Consider the following 24,415-nt stretch of genomic DNA (forward strand, 5'->3'; position numbering starts at 1 on the left):
GTCTCCGCGCGTGGTTTGTAAGGGTAACGGTGTATGCGTAGCGTTCACACGGCGATCGACAACGTGGTTCCCTTCCGACGTCCCGGCAGGCCCCAGCCCCAGGCTCCCGTCGTATCGCCCTCCCTAGCCGCGAGGCGGGTCGATCAGCGCGCGCTGATGGATGCGGTCTATGCCAGCGGAACGCTCGCGGTTGCGGCGGGTGATCGTGAGACGAAGCTGATCGCCGCCCGCCTGCAGGTCTACGGCTTCCTCACCGTCGAGGAATTGAGCGAAGAAGGGGCATTGCGGCGCCTGCGTCCGTCCGAGGCTATCCGCGCCCAGGCCGACCGCCCCTGGCGCCTCTCAAAAGCGGCCTACGGCTCCGGCCTGTCTGTCACTGTCCCAGCCGCCGACGATTTCCTGTTCGACTCTTCCGCCGGTGCCTCAGCCTGATCCTCCCGTAAGAAGCACTGGCTGTCCTTGTTCATCGACGGTAGGCTCCGGAGGGGGGGCGGCTCTCCGGAGACAATGTGAATGGTGGCGGCGAGACAGCTAATTTCCTCGTCGCCGAAGATGCATCCCTGAACACCACCGGGGTAGATGCCCCGAGGTGCAGCTATCCGCTCTTGATAGTCAGCGTCTGCTTATACCCACGACGTTTTTCTTCACGAGCGACGACGTCGCCCACCCGGCTCGACCATCGGCAGGTGGGTTCCTATGGCTAACCGGGAAATCTGACTGGGCCGAAGCATCGAGCCGAGCATCATCGAGCAAATCCACCGCACCGGCGTAAGGCCTGCTGTGGCGCACCTATACTTTGCTCGGCAGCGACCCAGGGGGGATGCCTCAGCGGTCGCGCTTATTTACCACCGCGCAGCCGGTCATTGGTCCACGGCTCCCGTTTATGACAGAGCACGTGACGAGAGATGTCGCCGCATCGGCATGGCTGTGGCGGGAGATGACCGCCTGCTCGCGGGCGCGGCGAGCTGCGGCTACGATCAGGTCTGGTGCAATCCCGGTAGCGATCCGCCCGGCCCGGCCGAACAGGTCATAGTAGTCATCGCTCGGCGTCTCCCCCTTGAATTGGACTCCGACAGCGGACGGGTCACCGCAGGCGAGTGTCAGCGTCATCCCGTTGGTGACCGACATTTCCGCGAAATCAACGGTGCGGTTGACGAGCGTGGCCTTCGTCTCAGCCACGACGCTGTCGATGAGATCCCCGCACGGATCTGCCTGGGCCGAACTGCTGAAGAATGACACGAGGGCGGCGGTCAGAATCATGAAGCGCATGGGAGTTAAACTAGGAGCGCTGCTCATCCCGTCGAGGAGGGAGTCGGATAACATTATTAGCTCCTATTGAACGTTCATTCATTGACGTTTGAATGAACGTTCAATAGATTCGCGGAGAGACAGGAGGCCGCGATGGGCGATCTAGGTTGGTACGATGACGTGGATGCGCCTCGCGATGGGATCTCCCAGCGCATTGTGGCCTCGGCCCGCTCCGCTTGCCGGATGTCCAATCTTCTGCCGGGGCTCTTGATTCTCGTCGGTTGGCTCGCTTTCATTGGCTGGACGGGTGCAGGATCGGATGGGTGGCAGGCGCGGGTCTGCGCCGACCTTGGTGGACATGCGTACTCCTGCGGATCGATCAATGCTCAAGGTGTGGGCATCGTCGCGAATACGGGGGCCGCATCATGAGCGCCGGCGTCCTCACTGAGCCTCGAAGCAGCCAGTCGACCCGCCGCCAGGACATCCTCGATGCCGCCGAGATTTGCTTCGTCCGCAATGGCTTCCACCGCACAACGATGCAGGATCTCGCCCGTCAAGCCGGGATGACCGCAGGCAACATCTACCACTACTTCAAGTCGAAGGAGGCCGTTGTCTTAGGCCTCGCGGAGCGTGAGCGCGGGCATGGTATGACCCTCGTCGAAGAGATGGAGCGGGCCGGCGATCGCCGTGGGGCCCTAATGGGCATCCTCGAACGCTACTTCGCCCGGGCGACCCGCGAGAGCGCGGTCCTGCGCGTCGATCTCTGGTCCGAGGCCACTCGCAACCCCGACATTGCCGGCATGGTCGAGCGAGGCGAGACCGAGGCCCGCCTTTGGTTTGTCGAGACTCTTTCGTCTCTGGCAACCTCACCGGCCTGCGATGCCGCCATTCTCTACGACAAAACGCTGAACCCGCTGATGAAGGGCATTCTCGTGAACCTGGCGCTCTGGCCAGCCTTCGATCCAGCCCCCGCCGCGGCGCATTTGTGCGCCCTGATCGAGGCGGGACTGGACGGACGGCTGCCGACGGCGGCGCAGGAGGCGGAGGCCGGCGCGCTTCCCGTCTCGCTCGGTTTTCCGTCCCACTCTCTCTTGGAGGGTAGCCGATGAGTTCCGTCCTCAAGGTCGTTCGTCCCTTCGTTCTCATTCTTGGCCTACCGTCGGGTTCGGCCTTCGCTGAGGTCGCGCTGGCTCCAAACAAGCCGGCGCCGGCGGTGAGCACTGTCGAGGCGGCACGCCGCGAAATCGTCGAGCAGGTCGTCGTTACCGGATCTCTGGTTCCCCGTGACGAAATCCTGGTAACGCCCGAAATCGAGGGCTATCGGGTCACCGAAGTGCTGGTCGAGGAGGGCATGCGCGTAGAGCGAGGCCAGATCCTGGCGCGGCTCTCGCGCGATCTCATCGACCAGCAGATCGCTCAGCAGGACGCCCTGGTCAGCAAGGCGTCGGCCACCGTGCCGCAAGCACAGAGCAATATCGAACAGGCGGAAGCCGCCGAGATGGAAGCGCGCCTTGCCTTCGAGCGAGCTAAGCAACTCATGAGCAGCGGCAACGGCACAGCGGCGATCATGGAGGGGCGCACTGCGGCCTTGCGTCAAACGGAGGGCAAGCTCGCCTTCGCGCGCAATGGTCTTGTCATCGCAAGGGCGGAACTCGCTCAGGCGCGGGCTCTGCGCGACGAACTCTCATTACGCCTCGCCCGCACCGAGATCCGCGCGCCGGAAGCCGGTATCGTAAACCGCCGTACGGCCCGCGTCGGTATGGCAGCCTCCTCCTCTTCTGAGCCGTTGTTCAGGCTCATCGCCCGAGGCGAGATTGAGCTCGAAGGCGAGGTCATTGAGACCAAGCTGCCACTGTTGCGGGAGGGGGCACCCGCCTCGATGGAGCTTACCACTGGCGAGCGCGTGCGAGGGAGCGTGCGCGCCGTCTACCCGGAGGTCGATAAGGCAACCCGCCTCGGCAAGGTCCGCGTCCGGCTCGATCCCGATCCGCGCCTGCGTATTGGCACCTTTGCCCGAGGGGCCATTGAGGTCGCACGAACCCGTGGCATCACCGTGCCCCAGGCCTCCGTTCTGTATGGCGGGCCGCAACGCAGTAGCGTCCTCATAGTCGCCGATGGCCTCGTGGAGGCGCGGACCGTGCGCACCGGCATCTCAGACGATGACGATATCGAAATCCGCTCAGGCCTCAACCAAGGCGAGGCCGTGGTCGCGCGCTCTGGAAGCTTCCTGCGTAACGGCGACCGGGTCCGCGCCATCCCGGTTGCCGTTACGCCCGCTCCCGCCGTCGCGAACGGCCCGTCCCCGCGCGAAACCGCTGAAGCCGGCATTCCCTGAAACAGCGCCCGGAACAGCCGGGCTCTGTTGTTTCCATCTCGCGAACACGGTTTGTGCCGATGCGCCTCAACGTCTCCGCCTGGGCGATCCGCAAGCCGATCGGCCCACTGGTTCTGTTCCTCGTCCTGATCGTTCTCGGCCTCGTCAGCTTTCGTGGGCTTCCAGTCACGCGCATGCCGAATATCGACGTGCCCATCGTCTCGGTGGCGATCACGCAGGCCGGCGCTGCCCCATCCGAGCTCCAGACCCAGGTGACGAAATGGGTCGAGGATTCAATAGCCGGCGTACGCGGCGTGAAGCACATCACCTCGGCGATCACAGAGGGATCCTCCGTCACGACGGTAGAATTTCGTCTTGAGGTGAACACTGACCGCGCGGTCAACGACGTAAAGGATGCAATCTCGAAGATCCGCATCAACCTGCCACGCACCATCGACGAACCGGTGATCAGCCGTGTCGAGATCGCAGGCCTGCCGATTCTGATCTACGGCGTGAAGGCCCCGGCGATGACACCTGCCGACCTCTCCTGGCTGGTGGAGGACAAGATCGCCCGCTCGCTCCAGGGGGTGAAGGGCGTCGGTGGGGTCGAGCGTGTCGGCGGCGTCGCGCGCGAGATCCGCGTCGTGCTCCAGCCCGACCGCCTGCTGGCGCTCGGCATCACCGCTGCGGATGTGAACCGGCAGTTACGCCTGACCTCAGCTGACATGGCGGGCGGACGTGGCGAGGTCGGTGGTCGCGAACAATCGATTCGGACGCTTGCCGCCTCTCGCACGGTACGTGACCTCAAGGCGACGTCCATCGTCTTGCCGGGGGGACGCAAGGTTCGTCTCGACGATCTCGCTGTGGTGCAGGACGCCATTGAGGAGCCGCGCACCTTCGCCCGTTTCAATGGCGAGCCGGTCGTCGCCTTCGCGGTCTCGCGCGGCTCGGGCGCCAGTGATGCCGAGGTGGCGACAGCCGTCGAGAAGCGCATCGACGAGTTCCGCAAAACCTATCCCGACGTGGCTTTCGACGTCATCGATTCATCGGTTTCGGCTACGATCGGAAGCTACGATTCGGCGATGCACACCCTGATCGAGGGCGCTGTTCTCGCTGTCATCGTGGTTTTCCTGTTCTTGCGGGACTGGCGCGCGACCTTGATCGCGGCGGTCGCCCTACCGCTCTCCGTCTTCCCGACCTTCTGGGCGATGGATGCGCTGGGTTTTACCCTCAACGGCATCAGCCTGCTCGCCATCACCCTCGTCACCGGCATTCTGGTGGATGACGCCATCGTCGAGATCGAGAACATCGTCCGGCACATGCGGATGGGGAAGTCAGCATACCGGGCGGCGATCGAGGGCGCCGACGAGATCGGTCTCGCCGTCATTGCCATTACCGCCACGTTGATCGCGGTGTTCGCGCCGGTCTCGTTCATGGGCGGTATCGCAGGCCGCTACTTCATGCAGTTCGGGCTCACCATCGCCGTCTCGGTGTTCATGTCGCTGCTCGTGGCGCGGCTGATCACGCCGATGCTCGCTGCCTATTTCCTACGCGACCACGGCCATCACCACGACGAACGTGAGGGATGGGTGATGCGCACCTATGGCCGGTTGGTGGGCTGGTCCGTGCGCCACCGCGTCATCACCCTCATCGTCGGCCTCGTGCTGTTTGCCGGTTCGCTCGCCTCCACCGGGTTGCTGCCCTCCGGCTTCGTGCCGAAGCAGGACAATGCCCGCACGCTGTTCATGGTGGAACTCGCACCTGGCGCGAAGCTCGTAGACACCGTAGCTGTCGCTGACCGAGTGGTCGAACGCATCCGTTCCCTGCCGGAAGTCACCTCGGTCTTCGTCGATGGCGGTCGTCAGGTGGGGGGCAAGAAGGAGACCCGGCTCGCCACCCTCATCGTCAACCTGACTCCGAAGAACGCGCGCTCGAAGAAGCAGGCGGCGGTAGAGACCGACATCGCCGCGTTGCTGGCGGAGGAACCGGACATCCGCTCCTGGTCCCTGCGCGATTCCGGCCAGCGCGACCTCGCCCTCGTGGTCGGAGGGCCGGATGCCGAGATCGTCGCCGAAGTGGCGGCAAGGCTGCAGCGCGACATGGCGGCGATCCCACACCTCGTCTCCGTGATGTCGACCGCACCGCTCAACCGCACGGAAGTGCGCATCCGCCCGAAAGAGGGGGCCGCCGCCGATCTCGGCGTCTCCACAGAAACCATCGCCGAGACCGTACGAGTCGGGACGATAGGCGATATCGGCCTGAACTTGGCCAAGTTCAACGCCGTCGACCGCCAGATTCCGATCCGCGTTCAATTGCCCGAGGCGGCGCGCGGCGCGATTTCGCGGTTGGAGAACCTCAAGGTCCCAGCAAAGAACGGCGGCGCCGTGCCTCTCGCCGCTGTGGCTGATATCGAGCTCGACCAGGGACCGGGCGCCATCGAGCGCTATGACCGCGTAATCCGCGTGGCGGTCGAGGCCAACATGGAAGGGTCCGACGCGTTGGGCTCGCTCATCGCTCAAGCCCTGGAAACACCCACCGCGAAGTCGCTGCCGCTTGGTGTCACCATTCGCCAGACCGGCGACGCCGAGATCATGGGCGAGGTCTTCTCCGGCTTCCTGCTGGCGATGGGGGCCGGGATCATGATGGTATACGCCGTTCTCGTGCTCTTGTTCGGTTCGTTTCTTCAGCCACTGACGATCCTGTTCTCGCTGCCGCTCTCCATCGGTGGCGCGATCCTCGGCCTCCTCATCCTCAACATGCCGATATCGATGCCCGTGGTCATCGGTATCCTGATGCTGATGGGGCTGGTCACGAAGAACGCGATCATGCTGGTGGATTTCGCCGTGGAGGAGATGGCGCGCGGCGTCGACCGCGTCACCGCCATCGTCGATGCCGGCCGCAAGCGGGCGCGTCCTATCGTGATGACAACCATCGCCATGGCCGCCGGCATGGTGCCCTCGGCGATGGCGTTGGGTGTCGGTGGCGAGTTCCGCGCACCCATGGCGGTGGCGGTGATCTCCGGCCTCATCGTCTCCACCCTGCTCTCACTGGTCTTCGTGCCGGCCGTGTTCCTTCTGATGGACAGCCTCGGCGCCCTGCTCTGGCGCCTGTTCGGCCGCTTCGTCGGCGCCCGCGACGAGGCGCCGGTTTCCGACGCGATGGCAGGCTCCGCCCGCTGACGGTCCGTCGGTATGCGAGCATCGGTACCAGGAACTTTCCCGATCGACCGGTCGGGAGAGAGCTCTCACCTGCGGAATGCGGGACATTTGGAAGCACATTTCGCGAGCCTTCACCTATAGTTTCGCCTGTCGACAAGTCTATCGGCTCGCTGCCGACGCGAGGGCGCAATGAAGATCCGTCACCCCAAACATAATCGTTGCTTTCACCATGCATGTCTCGCCGATCTTGGCGGCGCTCATCATGGGACGATTCTGACGAATGGGGTTGATGGTCATGGGTTATCACGACGCGAGAATTGAAGCGGCTAGCTCCGCGAGCGCCTGGGCTTTTGCAGGCGCTCGCGCGCCGAAGCATGTTCGCCGCACCTATGGCAGGGCAGCCGTGGCTGCTGCCATCGAGAACGGGCTGATGCCCGAGGAGCTGTCCGAAGTGCTGGCTGGCCGCCGCGTCGTCGAGGCCTTTCCGGTCGATGGCGGAGAGAGCGTCTCCGACTACGCCCACCGGGCGGTGGCCGAGATGATGGTCGCCTATCTCAGTTACGCCCCGGCCTGACCCGCCGACTGCCTCCCCAGACATTCCAACGATCCATGAAGGCGGGCTGCTCGCGGCCCCGGAGACGACCATGACCGACGACCTGCTGTCCCGACGCCGCCTGCTGAGAGCGGGCGCCACCGTCGCGGCCGCCCTGCCCCTCGGCCTCACCGCGACGGCGGGGCGTGCCTGGGTTCCGGGCCCTGCTGTGCCCTTCGATCCCGGTCCCCTGTGCGCGCCGGCAGTGGCCACTGAGCCATGGAGCGGCCCGCTGCGGCCTGTGAAGCTCGCCTGGAACGCCAATGCCATCTGCACCGCCGCGGCCCCCGTCGCCAAGGAGCGGGGCATCTTCGCGGCCTACGGGCTCGACGTGGAATTCATCAATTTCGGCGGGTCCACGGAGGCCCTGCTGGAGGCCATCGCCACCGGCAAGGCCGATGCCGGCATCGGTATGGCCCTGCGCTGGCTGAAGCCCCTCGAACAGGGATTCGACGTCAAGATCACCGCCGGCCTCCATGGCGGTTGCCTCAGGCTGCTCGGCGCAAAATCCGCAGGCATCAGCGACATTGCCTCTCTGAAAGGCAAGACCATCGCGATCAGCGACCATGCGAGCCCGGCCAAGAATTTCTTCGCCCTGCTCCTGTCGGATGCCGGTATCGATCCCGACAGGGAGGTGGAATGGCGGCAATACCCGGCCGATCTTCTCAACCTCGCCGTGGAGAAGGGCGAAGCCCAGGCTTTGGCCGATGCCGACCCGCGCACCTGGATCTGGCTGAAGGACCCGCGCTTCACCGAAGTGGCCACCAACCTGACAGGCAGCTTCGCCACGCGCTCCTGCTGCGTGGTGGCCCTGCGCGGCAGCCTGATCCGTAACGACCGGGCGGTCGCCTCCGCCCTCACCCGCGCCATCCTCGAGGGTGGTCACCGCGTCGCCACCGATCCGCTGGATGCCGCCGGCATTTTCTCGAATTACGGTGGCAAAGGCTCGGTGGAGGATCTGGCCGCGATGCTGCGCAGCCATACGCACGATCACCGGCCGGTGGGCGTCACCCTCAAGCAGGAGATCGCCCTCTACGGCGACGAACTGAAGCGCGTGAACGTGATCCGCCGGTCCACCGACACGGCGAAATTCGCCGACCGGGTCTATGCCGACGTCCTGAGCTGAGGGGCATCCATGTCGAGTTCATTGACGGGGGCGTTCGGCGGAGGCTTCCGCCGGGCCGCCGATGCGGATGCCACGGTATCGAGTCGCTGCGCATGGCGAACTCGTCTCGCTGCCCTGTGGTGGGTCGGCCTCCTCGCCGGTTCCGTCTGGCTAGCCCTCGCGGCCCTCACGATCGGTCTGCCGGAGAACGGCGACTTTCCGTATTCCACCACGTTTGGACATGGCACTGGCCTGATCGGTGCGGCCTTGCTTCTGGCGAGCCCCTTTCTCCCTGCCCTCGGCCGGGTCGGAGCCCGCCTGCGCCATTGGGGACCCTGGACGGTCGCCCTCGCCCTCGCCTTCACCGTCTGGGAACTGGTGACGGCCAAGTTCGAATGGCTGCCGATGCCGTTCTTCCCGCCTCCTCAGGCGATTCTGGAAGTCTTCGCAGAGGATTGGCCGAAACTCGGCGGCAGCATCGCCAATTCGCTGATCCTTCTGTCGGGCGGCTACCTCATCGGTGCCGCGGTCGGCTTCGTTCTCGGTGTGGCGGTGGGCTGGTCGCGGACGGCCGGCTACTGGGTCCATCCGGTCCTGCGCTTCGTCGGACCGCTCCCGGCCACCGCCTGGCTGCCGCTGGCCTTCTTCGTGTTCCCCTCGTCCTGGTCGGCGAGCACGTTCCTTGTGGCTCTGGCGACGGGTTTCCCGGTGACGGTGCTGACCTGGTCCGGGATCGCGGCGGCCAACAAATCCTATTACGACGTCGCCCGCACGCTCGGCGCCTCGCAGAGCTTCCTCATCCGCAAGGTCGCGATCCCGGCCGCGCTGCCTCACGTCTTCGTGGGTCTGTTCATGGGGCTCGGCGCCTCCTTCGCGGTTCTCGTCGTGGCCGAGATGCTGGGCGTGAAATCCGGCCTCGGCTGGTACCTGCAATGGGCGCAAGGATGGGCAGCCTATGCCAACATGTATGCCGCCCTCATCGCCATGGCGCTGATGTGCTCGACCCTGATCACCCTGCTGTTCCGCCTGCGCGACCGCGTCCTGTCCTGGCAGAAGGGGCTCGTCCAATGGTAGCGGTGACCCTCGAAGCGCCGACCGGCGCCTCCTCTTCCCGCCGGCGTGGAGCCCTCGCTGTCAGAGGTGTCTCCCACGCCTTCGACATCGGCGGTACGCGCCTGCCCGTTCTCGACGACATCGACCTGACCATCGCGCCGGGCTCCTTCGTCGCCCTGCTCGGGCCCTCGGGCTGCGGAAAGTCGACGCTGCTGCGCCTCGCCGCCGGTCTCGAACCGCCGGAATCCGGCACCCTCGCCCTCGACGGGGAGACGATCGCCGGACCCGATCCGGAACGGCTCCTCGTCTTCCAGGATCCGACGCTCTATCCCTGGCGCACGGTGCGGGGGAATGTCTCGCTGGGCCTGGAGGCGCGCGGGCTGCTTCGCCGCCATCGGCACCGCATCGACGAGGCGCTGGACCTCGTCGGGCTTGCCGACTTCGCCGAGGCCTATCCCCACCAGCTTTCCGGCGGCATGGCCCAGCGCACGGCGCTCGCCCGGGCTCTCGTCAACGATCCGAGCCTGCTCCTCCTCGACGAGCCTCTGGGCAAGCTCGACGCTCTCACCCGCCTCGCCATGCAGGGTGAACTCGTCCGGCTCTGGCAGGAGAGCCGCTTCACCGCGCTCCTCGTCACCCACGATGTCGAGGAGGCCCTCATCCTCGCCCAGCGGGTGATCGTGCTGAGCGACCGGCCGGCTCGGATCAGGACCGAGATCGCGGTGGACGCCCCCTATCCGCGCCGCCGCGACGACCCGAAGCTCCTGAGCCTGCGCACCGAGATCCTCGGCATCCTCGGGGAGAAATGACCGCCATCGGAGGGGGCAAACGACCGCCATCGGACGGGCTCAACATGCGTCATGCGGCGGGCTTTACTCCAGCGCGGACGATCCGCCCGATCCTGCCTGTCCCGCGCTCGAAACCGGCTTGGATTCACGCGGGCGGAGGGTTGAATGAGCGACACGTCGAGCAGGGAGGAATGCCCCCGCCCGGCCATGGATGACGCCCTCGTCCACCCCATCATGCCCACTCGGTACGGTCTGCGACAAACTGGGGACAGATCGTGAATCTCGGGACCCGAGTCGCGTCGGCCCACGTTTGCCGACTCCCGACATCAATGATGGGCAGCGCACTCCCCGATGGCAAAACGCCGGACTAGGACGTCTCCCGACAACGCCTCCGAAGAGGTCGTCGCTCCCCTCATTCCCATCGGCGCCCTGGCCGTGGCGCTCCTCGACCTCGTGGCCCTGAACAAGCCCCTGATCCACATGGTGCGCGAAACGCACCGGCAGGAGGCCATCGCGGCGATCCTGCGGGCGCTGGCACCCGATCGCAGCGTTGCGATCTACCCGGAATGGGATTGCCTGCCCTTCGACCGGACCTCGCCGTCGCGCGGCGTCATGGGGCAGCGCACGGGCGTGTTGCGCTGGCTCACGGACACCGCCGCCCTGCCCGACATCGTCCTGACGACCGCCCCCGCACTGATCCAGCGTGTTCCACCGCCCGAGACATGGGCGGACGCCCATCTCGAGATCCGCGTCGGCGACGATTTCGACCCGACGGCGATCACCGCGACGTTGCAGCGACTCGGCTACATCCTGGACGACCGGGTCGACGAGCCGGGCGAGGTGGCGGTGTGGGGAAGGACAGTGGACGTGTTCCCCGCCGCCGCGCCGCGCCCCTGCCGGATCGAGCACGAGGACGGCCGCGTCATCGCGATCCGGTCCTACGATCCGGTCTCCCAGCGCTCCCTGGCGGAGGCCGAGCGACTGGTCATCGACCCGGCCACGGAGATCCTTCTGCCGGAGGGCTCGGAGAACCAGTTGCGGCCCTTCACCGGTCAGGAGCACCAGCTTCCCCGCTTCTACCCTACGCTCACGACGGTGCTCGACTACGTTCCGGATGCCCGCCTCGTGGTCGAGACCGGCGCCGAACAGCGCGCCGCCGCCTTCTTCGAACAGATCGCCGAAGGGCGCGATGCCGGCGACCGGAACCGTGACCTCGGGGACCTCTATCTCGACCCCCGGAGTTGGACTGCCCTTCAAGAGAAGCGACGCATCGCCACCGCGTCGGCGGACGAATCCGAGGATCTCGCCATTCCGGCCTTCGTGCGGAAAACCCGTCCGAATGCGGCCCTCGCCGAGACCCTGCGCCGGCATCTCGAAAGCGGCGAGCGCATCCTGCTGACGGGACCGGAGGAGCCTCTCGGTCGCCTGATCCGCGTCGCCGAGCGTGTGTTGGGTCGCAAGGCACGAAAGGTGACGAACTGGACGGAGGTTGCCCGTGCCGGGCCCGGTGCGATCCTGGCGCTGGCCGCTCCCATCGAGGCGGGGTTCAGGGTGCCGGGACAGGGTGTCTGTGTCATTGCAGCCGCCGACCTGTTCGGGAGCCGCGCCGCCGCTGCGGCTGAGGGCGAGCCGACGGCGAGCCTTCCCATCGGCGAGGTCGAGCTGCGCATCGGCGATGTGGCGGTCGATCGCGACAACGGTCTGTGCGTCTTCGAGGGGTTGGAGCATGTCGAGACCGGAGCGGAAGGCGGCGAGGACGCCCTGCGTCTGCGCTTTGCCGGAAACGCGATCCTGATGGTCCCGGTCTCCCAGGCCGACCGAATCTGGCGCTACGGGTCCGAAGTCGAGGCGGTGACCCTCGACAAACTCGAAGGCGGGTCCTGGGAGCGTCGGCGTCTTGAAGCCGAGGCCTGCATGGCCAAGGCGGCCCGCATGATGCTCGCCGATGCCGAGGCGCGCCGGGAGGTCAAGGCGCCGGTTCTGTCACCCCCGGTCCGGGAGATGGAGCGCTTCGCCGCCGGTTTCGGATTCAACCTCACCGCAGATCAGGCGCGCGCCGTGAACTGGGTGATGGGCGATCTCGCCTCGGGGCGGCCGATGGATCGGCTCGTCTGCGGCGATGTCGGCTTCGGCAAGACCGAGGTGGCCCTGCGTGCCGCCGCCGCCGCGATCTTCGCCGGTCGCCAGGTGGCGGTGGTGGCGCCCACCACCGTGCTGGCTCGCCAGCACGTGCAGACTTTCACCCGGCGCTTCGCCCGCTTCGGCATCGAGGTCGCCCACCTCTCACGGCTCGTCTCGCCGGCCGAGGCGAAGCGCGTGAAGGCCGGGCTTGCCGATGGCAGCATCCGCCTCGTCATTGGCACCCATTGCCTCACCGCAAAGGGCGTCGGTTTCGCCGATCTCGGCCTCGTGGTCATCGACGAGGAGCAGCGCTTTGGGACCAAGATGAAGCAGGCGCTCCGCAACACGGCGGGGGACGGTCACGTCCTCACGCTTACGGCGACGCCGATCCCCCGCACCCTGCAATCCGCCCTCGTCGGACTGCAATCCCTCAGCGTCATCGCCACGCCGCCCGCGGTGCGCCAGCCCATCCGCACGGTGATCGCGCCGTTCGACGCCGATGGCCTGCGGGACGCGCTCCTGCGCGAGCATCGACGGGGCGGACAGAGCTTCGTCGTCTGCCCGCGGATCGAGGATATCGGCCCCATGGCGGAGCGTCTCGCCAAGCTCGTCCCGGACCTGCGCACGATGATCGCCCATGGCGAGCTCAAGGCGGCGGACATGGACGACGTGATGGTGCGCTTCGCCGATGGCGAGGGCGACGTGCTGCTGGCGACCAGCATCATCGAGAGCGGTCTCGACGTGCCCCGCGCCAACACGATGCTGGTCTGGGATGCGGAGCGTTTCGGCCTGTCGCAGCTGCACCAGCTGCGGGGCCGGGTCGGTCGCGGCCAACGCCGGGGCGTCGTCTACCTGCTTCACCAGCCGGATAAGCCTCTCAGCCCGGCGACGGAGAGGCGGCTGCGCACATTGGAAGCCCTCGATCGGCTCGGTGCCGGTTTCGCCATCAGCGCCCGCGACCTCGACCTGCGCGGGGCCGGCGATCTCGTGGGTGAGAACCAGGCCGGCCATGTGAAGCTGATCGGGCTCGGCCTGTATCAGCACCTTCTGCATCTCGCCCTGAGGGCCGCGAAGGGCGAGACCGCCGAGGATTGGACCCCAGAGATCCGGATCGGTCTCTCCGGCTGCGTGCCTGCGGATTACGTGCCGGAGCCCGAGGTGCGCCTGAGCCTCTATACGCGGCTCCTGCGCCTGACGACCGCCGACGAGGTCGAGGCGCTCCGCCACGAGGTTGCGGACCGGTTCGGCCCACCGCCGGAGGCGTTCGAGGCCCTCGTCACCCTGGCCCGGCTTCGAGTGGGGTGTCGCACGCTCGGAATCGCGCGGTTGAGCGGAGGACCCCAAGGTCTGGCGGCGGATTTCCGTGCCAACGCTCCGCCGATCCTGCTGCCGGTCAACGCGCATATCGAGCGCCGCGACCGACGCGTGCTCCTGCGGGCGCAGTGCGAGGATGCCGTCGAGCGCGGCTATCTTGCGGCCCGCCTCCTCGAACGCCTGCAGGAGGCCAGTGCCCGGCGCCCGGCTAAGGAGGGAAGGAGCGGATCCTCGCCGATGCGGAAGGCCGGGTGAGATCGGGGGGCTCGGACGGGAAGGCGTCATCGCTTGCCCCGAGGCGTCTGATGGAGGACGCCTCGGGGCAAGCTGCGGCGCATCATTTTGGCCGGGCCACGTCGTGACGACGATGGTGGGGCCGGGCGAGGCCGAGATTCTCGCGGAGCGTGGTCCCTTCGTATTCCGTGCGGAACAGTCCGCGCCGCTGCAATTCGGGGATCACCAGCGTGGCGAAATCGTCGAGCCCGCCGGGGAGCGTCGGGGGCATGATGTTGAACCCGTCGGCGCCATAAGCTTCGAACCGCTCCTGGAGGGCGTCGGCGATCCGGGCGGGTGTTCCGATCAGGGTCCAGTGGCCCCGAGCGCCGGCGATGCGGAGGTAGAGCTCACGGATGGTCAGGCCTTCGCGCCGGGCGATGGTAACGAGAAGGTCCTGCCGGCTCTTGCCGCCCTCCGTCCCGTTGGCCGGCGGAACCGGCGCATCGTCGGAATAACCGGAGAGGTCGAGCCCCGCGAGCTGTTCCAGCAGCGAGCGGCCGACGACAGGATGGATGAGTTCCTGCAACGCGTCGTACTTGTCCTCGGCCTCGGCCATCGTGCGACCCACCACCGGAAAAGCGCCCGGCAGGATCTTGAGTGAGTCGGGCTCGCGGCCGTGCCGGCCGAGCCGGCCCTTCACGTCGGCATAGAAGGCGGTCGCATCGTCCAGGGTCGCCTGGGCGGTGAAGATCACCTCGGCGGTCCGTGCCGCCAATGCCTTGCCGGCCTCCGAAGAGCCCGCCTGCACGACGACCGGGTGGCCCTGGGGCGGACGGGGCACGTTGAGTGGGCCACGCACGGAGAAATGCTCGCCCTCATGGCCGAGCACGTGCAGCTTGGCCGGATCGAAGAAGCGCCCTTCCTCGCGGTCGCGGACGAAGGCGTCGTCCTCGAACGTGTCCCAGAGGCCGGCGACCACATCCACGAATTCCTCGGCGCGGGCGTAGCGGCTCGCATGGGCGAGATGGCTGTCGCGGCTGAAATTGTAGGCCTCGCGCGGGTCCGCCGAGGTGACGAGGTTCCAGCCCGCCCGGCCCCCGCTGAGATGGTCGAGGGAGGCGAACTTGCGCGCCACGTGGAACGGCTCGTTGTAGGTCGTGGAGGCGGTGGCCACGAGGCCGATGCGCTCCGTCACCGCCGAGAGGTGGGAGAGCAAGGTCAGCGGCTCGAACTGTCCGACGTAACGGATCGCCGTGCGGCTCAGGGCGTCGATGTCGTCGCCTCGGATGCTGACCCCGTCGGCGAGAAAAATCAGGTCGAACTTCGCCGCCTCGGCCACCTTGGCGAGGCGGCGGTAATGGGCGGGGTCGATCCCCGCATCCGCCTGCGACGAGGGGTGCCGCCACGCCGCGACGTGGTGCCCGCCCGGATAGAGGAAGGCACCGAGGCGCATCGTGTCCCGGCGACGTGACATGGGTCTGTCCTTGATCTCTCGTTCCAATGGGCTTGCTTGGCAGGGGGCGCTTCAGGCCGAGCCGACCCGGTATTGGCGCGGCGGGGCGGTGCCGTTCACCGCGAAATTGCCCACGGCCCGGTCGCGGTAGATCCGGGGATTGTGCGAGGCGATGGTGCGGGCGTTGCGCCAGTGCCGGTCGAGGCCGAGACCGCTCTTCACCGCCGACGCGCCGAGCGCATCGAACAGGGTCGTGGTGGCTTCGAGAACGAGATTGGTGACCACGGTCACCGCCTGGTTCACCTCGATGTCGGCGATACCCGCCGCATGGTCCGCCGCTTCTCCCGTGCGGTGGATGTCGTAGGTCCGCTGCAGGGCCTCCGCCGCCTTGAGGACGATGGCGCCCGCCGCATAGGCCGCCCCGCGCACGCGCCCCACCACCTGCTGCACCTGGGGATCGTCGCCGGCCCGGCTGCCGTTGCCGTGGCTGTAGACCCGCTTGCGCTCGGCCACGAGCTGCGACACGTCGATAGCGGCCGAACGGCCGATGCCGGCCAAAGTCGCCAGATGGACGAGCTGGAAGAACCCCATCGCGTAGGGGAAACGCTCCGGATCGGGCTTGATCAGCTCCGGCCCGATGAGGACGTCCGTGAAGATCGCCGTGCCGCTCGCGGTGAGCGATTGGCCGAAACCGTCCCAATCGTCGACGATCTCGACACCCGGCGCCCGCGCCGGCACGGCCGCCACCAGGGATGCGCCGGCCTCGTCCTGGGCCGAGACGTGGATCCAGTCGGCGAAGAGCGAGCCGGTGGTGTAGAATTTCCGGCCGTTGAGCAGCCATTGCCCGTCCTGCGGCCGCAGCACCGTATCGAACTGCCCGACCTTGGCCTCGCCCGTCTCGGACACGCCGCTGCCGACGGTCTGGCGATCGCCGATCCGGGCGGTCCAGCGCGCCCGCCATTCCGGCGAGGACGAGCACAGCATGTCCTCCGTGAAGCCGAAATGCGCGCGCAGGGCGTTGGTGACGTTGGGGTCGGCCTCCGACAACTCAATGAAGAGGTTGAACAATTCGGGCAGGCTCGCGCCATGGCCGCCCTCTTCGCGTGCGAGGCGCAGGGTGGTGAAGCCCGCCTGTTTCAGCCAGTCGATCTCGTCATGGGGGAGCGTGCGCGCGAGATCGCGGGCGATGGCGGTGGCGCGGATGCGCGCGAAGACCGGCCGGAAACCGGCCGCTAGCGCCTCGTAGCCCGCGCTCGGTCCCGCGCCCCATCCCGCTTCCGTCTGAGACATTCCGTCGATCCCGTGCCTGTGATGCCGTGACGCCGAAGGGGCTCGCGCTCGATGGCCCCCGGCCTCGTGGTCGTCCTGATCGTCAATCCGGGCAGGGCAGACAAGTATAAATTATGATCAGATGTGCGATTTGGAGATGTTATGCTCTAAAACATCGTAAAATAGACGATGTATGCTTGGAATGGGTGATCGTTGAAAGATCATTCTTGTTGACCGGGTCCGGTCTCCGGCTAGGCTCATGCGCCTGAAGGCCTCCCGCATCGCGTGAACGAGGCCTCTCTTCCCCATCGCACGATACCGTCGCCCCGGATTGCCTGGATCTGCCATGAGCCCACGCCGCGAATTGAGGCTGAACGCCTTCGAGATGGGGGCGCCGGGCCATACCTGGGCCGGGCTGTGGCGGCACCCGCGCGACGCGGCGGCGCACTACAATACCCTCGATTACTGGGTGTCGCTGGCCCGCACCGCCGAGCGCGGCCTGTTCGACGGGATCTTCCTCGCCGACGTGGTCGGGGTCTACGACGTCTACGGCGCCAGCCCGGCCACCGCCCTCGCCCGGGCGGCGCAGGCTCCGAACCTCGACCCGTTCCTGCTGGTGCCGGCGATGGCCCATGCCACGACGCATCTCGGCTTCGGGGTCACGGCGAACCTCACTTACGAACATCCCTACACCTTCACCCGCCGGCTCTCGACCCTCGATCACCTCACCAATGGGCGGATCGGCTGGAACGTCGTCACCGGTTACTTGGAGAGTGGCGCACGCGGCATGGGCCTGCCCCAGGCCCGCGAACACGATGCGCGCTACGATGCCGGCGAGGATTTCCTGGAGGCCGCCTACAAGCTCTGGGAGGGAAGCTGGGAAGACGGCGCGGCCCTGCGCGACCGGGCGAGCGGCCTGTTCACGCAGCCGGGCCGGGTCCACCGCGTCAGCCATGACGGGCCGAGCTACCGGGTGGACGGGCAGCATCTCAGCGAGCCGTCGCCGCAACGGACGCCCGTGCTCTACCAGGCCGGCGCCTCGTCGCGCGGACGTCTCTTCGCCGCCCGCCATGCCGAGAGCATCTTCCTCAACGGCCAGACCAAGGCCATCGCGGGCAAGGCCGTGCGCGCCACGCGGCAGGCGGCCAAGGAGGCGGGCCGCGATCCCTACGACATCCGAATGTTCCTCGGGGCCACCGTGATCGTCGCCCCAACCCGCGCCGAGGCGTTCGATCTGCGCGACGAGTACGCGCGGTATCTCGACGTGGAGGGCCAGCTCGCCCTCGTCTCCGGCTGGACCGGAATCGACCTGTCCGAGCTCGATGCCCATGAGGGGCTCGCCTACGTCAAGACCAATGCCATGCAGTCCTTGCTGGAGAACCTGACGCTGCCCGGCGAACGGCCCTTCACCCGTGCTGATTTCGCCGAGTTCGGCCCGCGCGGGGCGAGGGCCCCCTTCATCGTCGGATCGCCCTCGGACGTCGCCGACGCGCTGCTGTCCTGGGCCGACGAGGCCGATATCGACGGATTCAATCTCACCCGCGCCGTCGCGCCCGAGACGATCGAGGCCTTCGTCGATCTCGTCGTGCCCGCGTTGCAGGACCGGGGCGCGTTCAAGACGCGGTATCGCGAAGGCACGCTCCGCGAAAAGCTGTTCCCGGAGGGCGGCGCCACCCTGAAGGCGACCCATCCCGGTGCCCGCTTCCGCCGGTCCGGCAGCGAGGCGCGCGCCTCCGCCGCCTGACGGCTCCCTCTCCCCTCCCCGATCACAGGCTTCCACGATGCCCCCGCTCCGTACCCGCCGCGGCCTCCTCGGCTTCGCGGCCGTCCTCATCGCTCTGGCGACCGGCCCCGCCTCTGCGGAAAAACCCCTGCGCATCGGCGCGACGCCGGGGCCGGTGGGGCAGACCCTAGCCTTCGCCGCCGATCTCGCCCGCAAGCAGGGGCAGAATGTCGAGATCGTCGAGTTCACCGATTGGGTGACGCCCAACGAGGCCGTGGCCTCGGGTGATATCGACGCCAACCTGTTCCAGCACGTGCCCTACCTTCAGAACGCGATCCGCTCGCGGGGCTACAAGCTGGTGGCGGTGGAGGGCGCCATGGTCCTGCCCGTGGGCCTGTTCTCGAAGACGGTGACCAGCCTCGACACGGTCCCCGACGGCTCTTCGGTCGCCATCGCCAACGATCCCGTCAACGCGGCGCGGGGCTTGCGCCTGCTGGAGACCGCCAGGCTGATCACCTTGAAGCCGGGCGTCGGCGACGAGGCCTCGGTCGCCGACATCGTCGCCAACCCGAAGCGCCTGCGGATCATCGAACTCGAAGCGGCGCAATTGCCGCGTGCGATGGACGACGTGACCTTGGCGCAGGTGAGCTTCACCTACCTGATCGCCGCCGGCGGCGACCCCAAGACCTCCCTCATCACCGACGGGGCCGGGGATCGGCGCTACACGCTGAGCTTCGTCGCGCGGCCCGACAATCGCGACGATCCGCGTCTCACCGCCTTCATCCGCAGCTTCCGGTCGGCGCCGGTGCGGGACTACATCGAGAAGACCTACAAGGGCTTCCTCGAGCCGGTCTGGTAGCGCGGTCGCCGACTCAAACTCCCGCCCCGCTCCGTTTGATCAAGCGCGCACCCGCAGCCCGGTACGGCGCTCGAATGCGATCGCTCAGGCACTTCCGAACCGAGAGATTTTCCATGCCGCTGAACCGTCGCGCCCTGCTGGGCGGCACCCTTCCCCTGCTGGGCGGCACCCTTGCCCTGCTCACGGCCTCCGCGGCCCGGGCCGCGGCACCCCTCAAGGTGGTCGCCTCCTCGGTGCCGCATGCCGAGATCCTGACCTATGTGCAGGACAAGCTCGCTCCGGACCTGCCCCTGCGGATCATCGAGATCAGCGGCGATATCCGCCCGAACCGCCTCGTTCTCGATGGCGATGCCGACGCCAACTTCTTCCAGCACGTGCCGTATCTGCGAAGCGAAGAGGCCGAACTCGGTGTCCGCTTCGCCGTGACCGCAAGCGTGCATGTGGAGCCTCTCGGGCTCTATTCGCGCCGCGTCCGCAGCCTCGCCGACCTGCCGAAGGGAGCGACAATTGCCCTGTCGAACAACGTCACCAATTTCAGCCGGGGGCTGAGGTTGCTGCAGGAGAACGGCCTCATCCGTCTCAGGCCCGGCGGCGACGGCACCTTCGCCACGGCCGGCGACATCGCCGAGAACCTGAAATCCTTGAGCTTCATCGAAGTGGCGCCGCCGCAATTGCCGCGCTCCCTCGACGACGTCGCCCTGGCGGTCATCAACGGCAACTACGCCCTCGAATCCGGCCTCGACCCGGCCAAGGATTCCCTCGGGCTGGAGCGGGCGGAGGGCAACCCCTACGCCAACGTGCTGGTGACGACCCAGGCCCTGGCCCAGGATGCACGCATCCAGACGCTCTCCTCCCTCCTGCAATCGGCGGAGGTCGCGGGATTCATCCGCGAGCGCTATCGCGGCGCGGTGATCCCGGTAAGAGGCGCCTGACTGGCGCGCGCCGGCACGTCGGGGCGGATATCGGCGGTGAACCCGTCCCGGTTCGGCATCCGCACCTTCGGCAGGGAGGCGGCATCGAGTTCGGCTTCCTCCGGCAGGATGCCGTTGAGATGCAGCACATAGGCGCTGAGGGCGTAGGTCTCGTCGGCGCTCAGGGATTGCGGCGCGTCGTAGGGCATGGCGCGGCGGATGTAGTCGAACAGCGTGGTGGCATGGGGCCAGAAGCTACCCACCGTCCGGATCGGCTTGCCCGTCGCGAGGCTGCCCTGGCCGCCCACGAGCCTGTCGGCGGATGCACCCTCCCCTTGCGCCCCGTGGCAGGCGGCGCAGCGCGCGCCGAACAGGGCCTCGCCCTGGCGTACGCTTCCATGCCCGGCGGGCAGGCCCTGCCCGTCGGCACGCACGTCGATGTCCCAGAGAGCGAGGATCCTCTGGCTCGCTGGCTGCCCGATCGCCAGAGGGCCGAGCCCGTTGCCAGGGAGGGAGACGGGTCCGGACGGGTCCGCCAGGGCGGCGCCCGTCACCATCAGGCAGGGGAGAAGGCCGAGGCCGCTAAACCGCATGGCTCACGTTTCCTCCGGCGGCGATACGCCAGCCGGCGATCGCATTGTTGTGGTAGAAGGATTGGGTGCCGCGGATAGAGACCAGCGCCTCGCGCGGTGGCTGTACGTAGCCCGTCTGGTCCGTCGCCCGGCTGAGGAGGTGCGCGGGGCCGCCCTCCCAGCGCCAGGGGAGCCGGAACCGGGTCAGGCATCGCGGCAGGATCGGTCCTTCCAGGGCGGCCGCTTCCCAGCGCGCGCCGCCATCGGTGGAGACTTCGACGCCCGCGATGCGGCCGCGTCCCGTCCAGGCGAGACCGCGGATCTGGCGAAAGCCGGGTGTGCGCAGCTGCTCGCCGCCGGAGGGTGAGGTGATGACGGATTTCGCCTCCATCGCGAAGGTGAACTGCCGTGCCGACCCATCCGGCATCAGGTCGGTGTATTTCGAGGTCTCCTCGCGCGTCTGGAACGGCTGGTCTCCGACCTTGAGCCGGCGCAGCCATTTGATGCTGAGGTTGCCCTCGACCCCCGGCACGAACAGCCGCAGCGGGTAGCCCTGTTCCGGGCGGAGCCGCTCGCCATTCTGGGCATAGGCCAGGATCGCTCCATCGCGGGCGAGATCGAGGGGAATGCTCCGGGTCATCCCGGCCGCGTCCGCGCCTTCCGCAAGGATCCAGGCGGCGCCCGGCTTCACCCCGACCTCGTCGAGCAGAGTCGCCAATTCGACCCCGGTCCATTCGGCGCAGGAGAGGAGCCCGTGACTTTCCTGGAGGGTCCAGCCCGGCTTGGCCCCGAGCCAGGGCGTATTGCCCGAGCATTCGAGGAAGTGGATGCGCGAGACCGAGGGCATCCGCACCAGATCGTCCATGGTCAGGACGAGCGGGCGTTCCACGAGGCCGTGGATCGCGAGCCGGTGGCGCTCCGGGTCGATGGCTGGAACGCCTGCGTGATGACGTTCGAAATGCAGACCGTTGGGCGTGATGATGCCATGCAGGTGCTGGAGCGGCGTGCCGGTGGAGGCGGCTCCCGGAAAGGTCGGCGGCGTCCGCGACTTCCGGCCCAGAACTTCGTAGGGCGATGGCCGTCCATAGGGCGGCGATGCGGACGGCGCGCCGGGCGTACGGCTCCATTCGGGAACGGCCAGGGGATCGCCGGCATCGAGGGCCTGCGCGGCCGACGCGATGCCGATCCCGCCCGCCGCGCCACCGGCCAGCCGAAGGAAGCCGCGCCGGCTCGACGACCGGCGCGGTTCACGCATGATATCAAACGACATGAAGACGGGGTCCGAATGGGCGTTCGTCAAAGAACACGAAACATAAGGTCAAGAGATTCAGAGTCTTGCAAAGACACTGCCGCCCTTGCCGATCTCAAAGCATTAAAGCGTAATCGTCTCCTGTATTCAATGAAATGAAATTCTGAACACTCTCAAAAATTCGATAGCATCTTCTATCGAGCGGGTGTCTGAAGGGGTGATTTTCGTGGGGAGGGCCTGCGCAGCCGAATAGTGCTGCCGAATGATGCCGCAGCGTCTTGGCTCGCGGAAATCGGTGCTCGGAAGTCCTGCTGCGAGAGCTGGGTCGAGTGGGTGGATGGAGGATCCTTCCCTTTCGGTGCGAATACGGGGATCGTTCTCTTCCAATCGGCGATCGATTTGATAACCGGTTTCATTGAGTGTCCAAAGTATAAGATGTAAAAATACGTTTTCAATCCTAGTCATTCTGGCGAACCTGCATGGGCGATGCGTGTGCAGGTCCATGAGGTTCGTTGCGTGTCGTCAGTTCATCATGATAGCCCCGGCAAGGCCGGCCTCGCGCCGTCGGATGCATTCATCCGCTTCGACCGGGTCGCGAAGTCCTACTCGACCCGCGACGGCGTCGATGTCTCCGCGCTGAGTGGGATCGACCTCTCGGTGGCGGCGGGTTCGGTGCTGGGGGTGATCGGCCGGTCGGGCGCCGGAAAATCGAGCCTGATCCGTCTGATCAATGGGCTGGAACGTCCCAGCGCCGGGACGATCAAAGTCGGGGATGCCGAGGTCTCGTCCCTCGACGAGCGCGCGCTACGCCACGTGCGCCGCCGCATCGGCATGATCTTCCAGCATTTCAACCTGCTCTCGTCCCGCACCGTCTCCGGCAACATCGCCCTGCCGCTGGAGATCGAAGGGCGCGGCAGGGCCGCGATCCGCACCCGTGTCGGGGAGTTGCTGGCCCTGACCGGGCTGGAGGATCAGCGCGACCGCTATCCCGCCGAACTCTCGGGCGGGCAGAAGCAGCGTGTCGGCATTGCCCGTGCGCTGGCCACCGGACCGAGCGTCCTCCTCTCCGACGAGGCCACCTCCGCCCTCGACCCGGAGACCACGCGGTCGATCCTGGCGCTCCTGCGCCGGATCAATCGCGAACTCGGCCTCACCATCGTGCTCATCACCCATGAGATGTCGGTGATCCGCGCCGTGGCGGACCGCGTCGCCGTGCTGGAGGCGGGCCGTATCGTCGAGCAGGGCGACGTGTTCGAGGTGTTCACCCGTCCGCAGGCGGAGATCACCCGGACGCTGCTGGCGGGAGAGATGGGGCTGGCGCTGCCGGCCGGGCTTCGCGCCGAGATCGACACCCAGCCGATTCCCGGCGGCACGGCGGTTCTGCGGATCGCCTTTCGCGGAGCTCACGCCAGCGACCCGATCATCGCGCGGCTCGCGCGCGAGACCGGCATCGAGGCCAACATCCTGTCCGGCACCGTCGACGAGATCGCCGGACAGCCATTCGGCTCACTGACGGTGGGCCTGCCCGCGGGGCCGGATGTCGTCGGGCGCGCACGTGCGTTCCTCGACGCCCATGGTCTCGTCTCCGATCTCCTCGGCTACCTGCCGGCTCGCAGCGTGGAGGCTCGCCGTGTCGCCTGAAATGATCCGCCTGCTGCTCCAGGCGACCGGTGACACCCTCGCCATGGTGGCCGTCGCGGCTTGTCTCGGAACCCTGTTCGGCTTGCCGCTCGGGATCTTCCTGGCGACCAGCCGGCGCGGGGAATTGCTCGCCGCACCGTGGCTCAACGGCATCCTGGGTCTCGTCGTCAACGCCACCCGCTCGACACCCTTCATCATTCTGGTGGTGGCCATCATCCCGTTCACGCGCCTCATCGCCGGCACCTCCATCGGCCTATGGGCCGCCTCGGTGCCGCTGACGGTGGCGGCGACCCCCTTCATCGCCCGTCTCGTGGAGGTAGCGATCCGCGAGGTCGATTCCGGGCTCGTGGAGGCGGCGCGCGCCTTCGGTGCCGGCCCACTCACCATCATCCGCAAGGTGCTGATCCCGGAGGCGCTACCCGGCATCCTCCTCGGCCTGACCCTCGCGGTGGTGTCGCTGCTCGGCTATTCGGCCATGGTCGGCGCCGTCGGCGGTGGGGGATTGGGCGATCTCGGCATCCGCTATGGCTACCAGCGCTTTCGCCCTGAGATGATGCTCGCCGTCGTCGTCGTGCTGATCGTGCTGGTCCAGGCAGTGCAGACCATCGGCGAGCGTCTCGCTGCCCGACTCAACCGGCGTGTCCGCCGGGCGTGATCCCGCCTCCGTGCCGATCGGGCGAGATCGATCCGGCAGATGAGTTGGTGTGGCGGGGGCGGTGATCGGCCTTGCATCCGACAAGCTGCCCGGCGTGTCCCATAAAACGAACGACTATGGGGATGGTGTAAAGCAACAACCTCCAGCTTCCGACTGAAGTTCTGGAATTATCCT

At 67.2% G+C, this 24,415-nt stretch carries 20 protein-coding genes; 14 read left to right on the forward strand and 6 right to left on the reverse strand.

The features are described 5' to 3' along the window. The first annotated feature begins 33 nt into the window (after positions 1-33). Positions 34-432 (forward strand): hypothetical protein, encoded by a 399-nt coding sequence (locus tag AC0IXR_RS09270; RefSeq protein ID WP_056425232.1) that lies wholly within the window; start codon positions 34-36, stop codon positions 430-432. Between the two features lie 393 nt (positions 433-825). On the opposite strand, the gene AC0IXR_RS09275 is transcribed toward AC0IXR_RS09270, so the two are convergent. After that, on the reverse strand, positions 826-1,323 hold the full coding sequence (locus AC0IXR_RS09275; RefSeq protein WP_244477987.1) for a hypothetical protein: 498 nt from the start codon (positions 1,321-1,323) through the stop codon (positions 826-828). A gap of 350 nt (positions 1,324-1,673) precedes the next feature. On the opposite strand from AC0IXR_RS09275, the gene AC0IXR_RS09280 reads away from it, so the two are divergent. The 8 genes from AC0IXR_RS09280 (at position 1,674) to AC0IXR_RS09315 (ending at position 13,948) form a co-directional block, all read left to right on the forward strand. Beyond that, entirely contained in the window at positions 1,674-2,357 is a 684-nt protein-coding gene (locus tag AC0IXR_RS09280) for a TetR/AcrR family transcriptional regulator (RefSeq protein WP_207411767.1), read from the forward strand. Continuing rightward, the gene (locus AC0IXR_RS09285; protein ID WP_471760500.1) at positions 2,354-3,583 is read left to right on the forward strand and encodes an efflux RND transporter periplasmic adaptor subunit; all 1,230 of its coding nucleotides are present in this window, start codon (positions 2,354-2,356) and stop codon (positions 3,581-3,583) included. Before AC0IXR_RS09280 ends, AC0IXR_RS09285 begins: the two co-directional genes overlap by 4 nt. A gap of 59 nt (positions 3,584-3,642) precedes the next feature. Further along, positions 3,643-6,741: an efflux RND transporter permease subunit gene (locus tag AC0IXR_RS09290; protein WP_471760501.1), complete on the forward strand. Its 3,099-nt coding sequence runs from the start codon at positions 3,643-3,645 to the stop codon at positions 6,739-6,741. A 382-nt stretch (positions 6,742-7,123) separates the two neighbouring features. Continuing rightward, positions 7,124-7,294 (forward strand): hypothetical protein, encoded by a 171-nt coding sequence (locus AC0IXR_RS09295; protein WP_244477986.1) that lies wholly within the window; start codon positions 7,124-7,126, stop codon positions 7,292-7,294. Positions 7,295-7,364: 70 nt separating this feature from the next. Further along, on the forward strand, positions 7,365-8,438 hold the full coding sequence (locus AC0IXR_RS09300; RefSeq protein ID WP_471760502.1) for an ABC transporter substrate-binding protein: 1,074 nt from the start codon (positions 7,365-7,367) through the stop codon (positions 8,436-8,438). Positions 8,439-8,447: 9 nt separating this feature from the next. Then, complete coding sequence (locus AC0IXR_RS09305) at positions 8,448-9,491, forward strand: ABC transporter permease (RefSeq protein ID WP_471760503.1); 1,044 nt, start codon at positions 8,448-8,450, stop codon at positions 9,489-9,491. Then, on the forward strand, positions 9,485-10,279 hold the full coding sequence (locus AC0IXR_RS09310; RefSeq protein WP_207411772.1) for an ABC transporter ATP-binding protein: 795 nt from the start codon (positions 9,485-9,487) through the stop codon (positions 10,277-10,279). Before AC0IXR_RS09305 ends, AC0IXR_RS09310 begins: the two co-directional genes overlap by 7 nt. Before the next feature lie 330 nt (positions 10,280-10,609). Continuing rightward, positions 10,610-13,948 (forward strand): DEAD/DEAH box helicase, encoded by a 3,339-nt coding sequence (locus tag AC0IXR_RS09315; protein ID WP_471760504.1) that lies wholly within the window; start codon positions 10,610-10,612, stop codon positions 13,946-13,948. Between the two features lie 82 nt (positions 13,949-14,030). Here AC0IXR_RS09315 and AC0IXR_RS09320 read toward each other — a convergent pair whose 3' ends face one another. Together AC0IXR_RS09320 and AC0IXR_RS09325 are read right to left on the reverse strand one after the other, a co-directional pair. Then, complete coding sequence (locus tag AC0IXR_RS09320) at positions 14,031-15,383, reverse strand: LLM class flavin-dependent oxidoreductase (RefSeq protein ID WP_471760505.1); 1,353 nt, start codon at positions 15,381-15,383, stop codon at positions 14,031-14,033. A gap of 51 nt (positions 15,384-15,434) precedes the next feature. Continuing rightward, the gene (locus AC0IXR_RS09325; RefSeq protein WP_471760506.1) at positions 15,435-16,652 is read right to left on the reverse strand and encodes an acyl-CoA dehydrogenase family protein; all 1,218 of its coding nucleotides are present in this window, start codon (positions 16,650-16,652) and stop codon (positions 15,435-15,437) included. A 325-nt stretch (positions 16,653-16,977) separates the two neighbouring features. Here AC0IXR_RS09325 and AC0IXR_RS09330 point away from each other — a divergent pair, with 325 nt between their 5' ends. The 3 genes from AC0IXR_RS09330 (at position 16,978) to AC0IXR_RS09340 (ending at position 20,145) form a co-directional block, all read left to right on the forward strand. After that, positions 16,978-18,375 (forward strand): LLM class flavin-dependent oxidoreductase, encoded by a 1,398-nt coding sequence (locus AC0IXR_RS09330; protein ID WP_471760507.1) that lies wholly within the window; start codon positions 16,978-16,980, stop codon positions 18,373-18,375. Positions 18,376-18,412: 37 nt separating this feature from the next. Next, complete coding sequence (locus tag AC0IXR_RS09335) at positions 18,413-19,213, forward strand: MetQ/NlpA family ABC transporter substrate-binding protein (RefSeq protein ID WP_471760508.1); 801 nt, start codon at positions 18,413-18,415, stop codon at positions 19,211-19,213. A 113-nt stretch (positions 19,214-19,326) separates the two neighbouring features. Then, on the forward strand, positions 19,327-20,145 hold the full coding sequence (locus AC0IXR_RS09340; protein WP_471760509.1) for a MetQ/NlpA family ABC transporter substrate-binding protein: 819 nt from the start codon (positions 19,327-19,329) through the stop codon (positions 20,143-20,145). Here the strand turns inward: AC0IXR_RS09340 and AC0IXR_RS09345 are convergent. From AC0IXR_RS09345 to AC0IXR_RS09355, 3 genes are all read right to left on the reverse strand, one after another. Continuing rightward, positions 20,109-20,717 carry a c-type cytochrome gene (locus tag AC0IXR_RS09345; protein ID WP_419953755.1) on the reverse strand — a complete coding sequence of 203 codons (609 nt, stop codon included), beginning with the start codon at positions 20,715-20,717 and terminating at the stop codon, positions 20,109-20,111. The genes AC0IXR_RS09340 and AC0IXR_RS09345 overlap by 37 nt on opposite strands. Beyond that, positions 20,707-21,966, reverse strand: coding sequence for a sulfite dehydrogenase (gene soxC / locus AC0IXR_RS09350; protein WP_471760510.1), 1,260 nt, complete (start codon positions 21,964-21,966; stop codon positions 20,707-20,709). Before soxC ends, AC0IXR_RS09345 begins: the two co-directional genes overlap by 11 nt. Positions 21,967-22,092: 126 nt before the next feature. Beyond that, positions 22,093-22,449, reverse strand: a complete 357-nt coding sequence (locus tag AC0IXR_RS09355; RefSeq protein ID WP_471760511.1) for a hypothetical protein — start codon at positions 22,447-22,449, stop codon at positions 22,093-22,095. Between the two features lie 12 nt (positions 22,450-22,461). Here AC0IXR_RS09355 and AC0IXR_RS09360 point away from each other — a divergent pair, with 12 nt between their 5' ends. Continuing rightward, positions 22,462-23,586, forward strand: coding sequence for a methionine ABC transporter ATP-binding protein (locus AC0IXR_RS09360; protein ID WP_471760512.1), 1,125 nt, complete (start codon positions 22,462-22,464; stop codon positions 23,584-23,586). Next, complete coding sequence (locus AC0IXR_RS09365) at positions 23,576-24,241, forward strand: methionine ABC transporter permease (RefSeq protein WP_471760513.1); 666 nt, start codon at positions 23,576-23,578, stop codon at positions 24,239-24,241. The genes AC0IXR_RS09360 and AC0IXR_RS09365 overlap by 11 nt, the downstream gene beginning before the upstream one ends. Positions 24,242-24,415: the final 174 nt, after the last annotated feature.

It is taken from the genome of Methylobacterium sp. AC832, assembly GCF_979256025.1.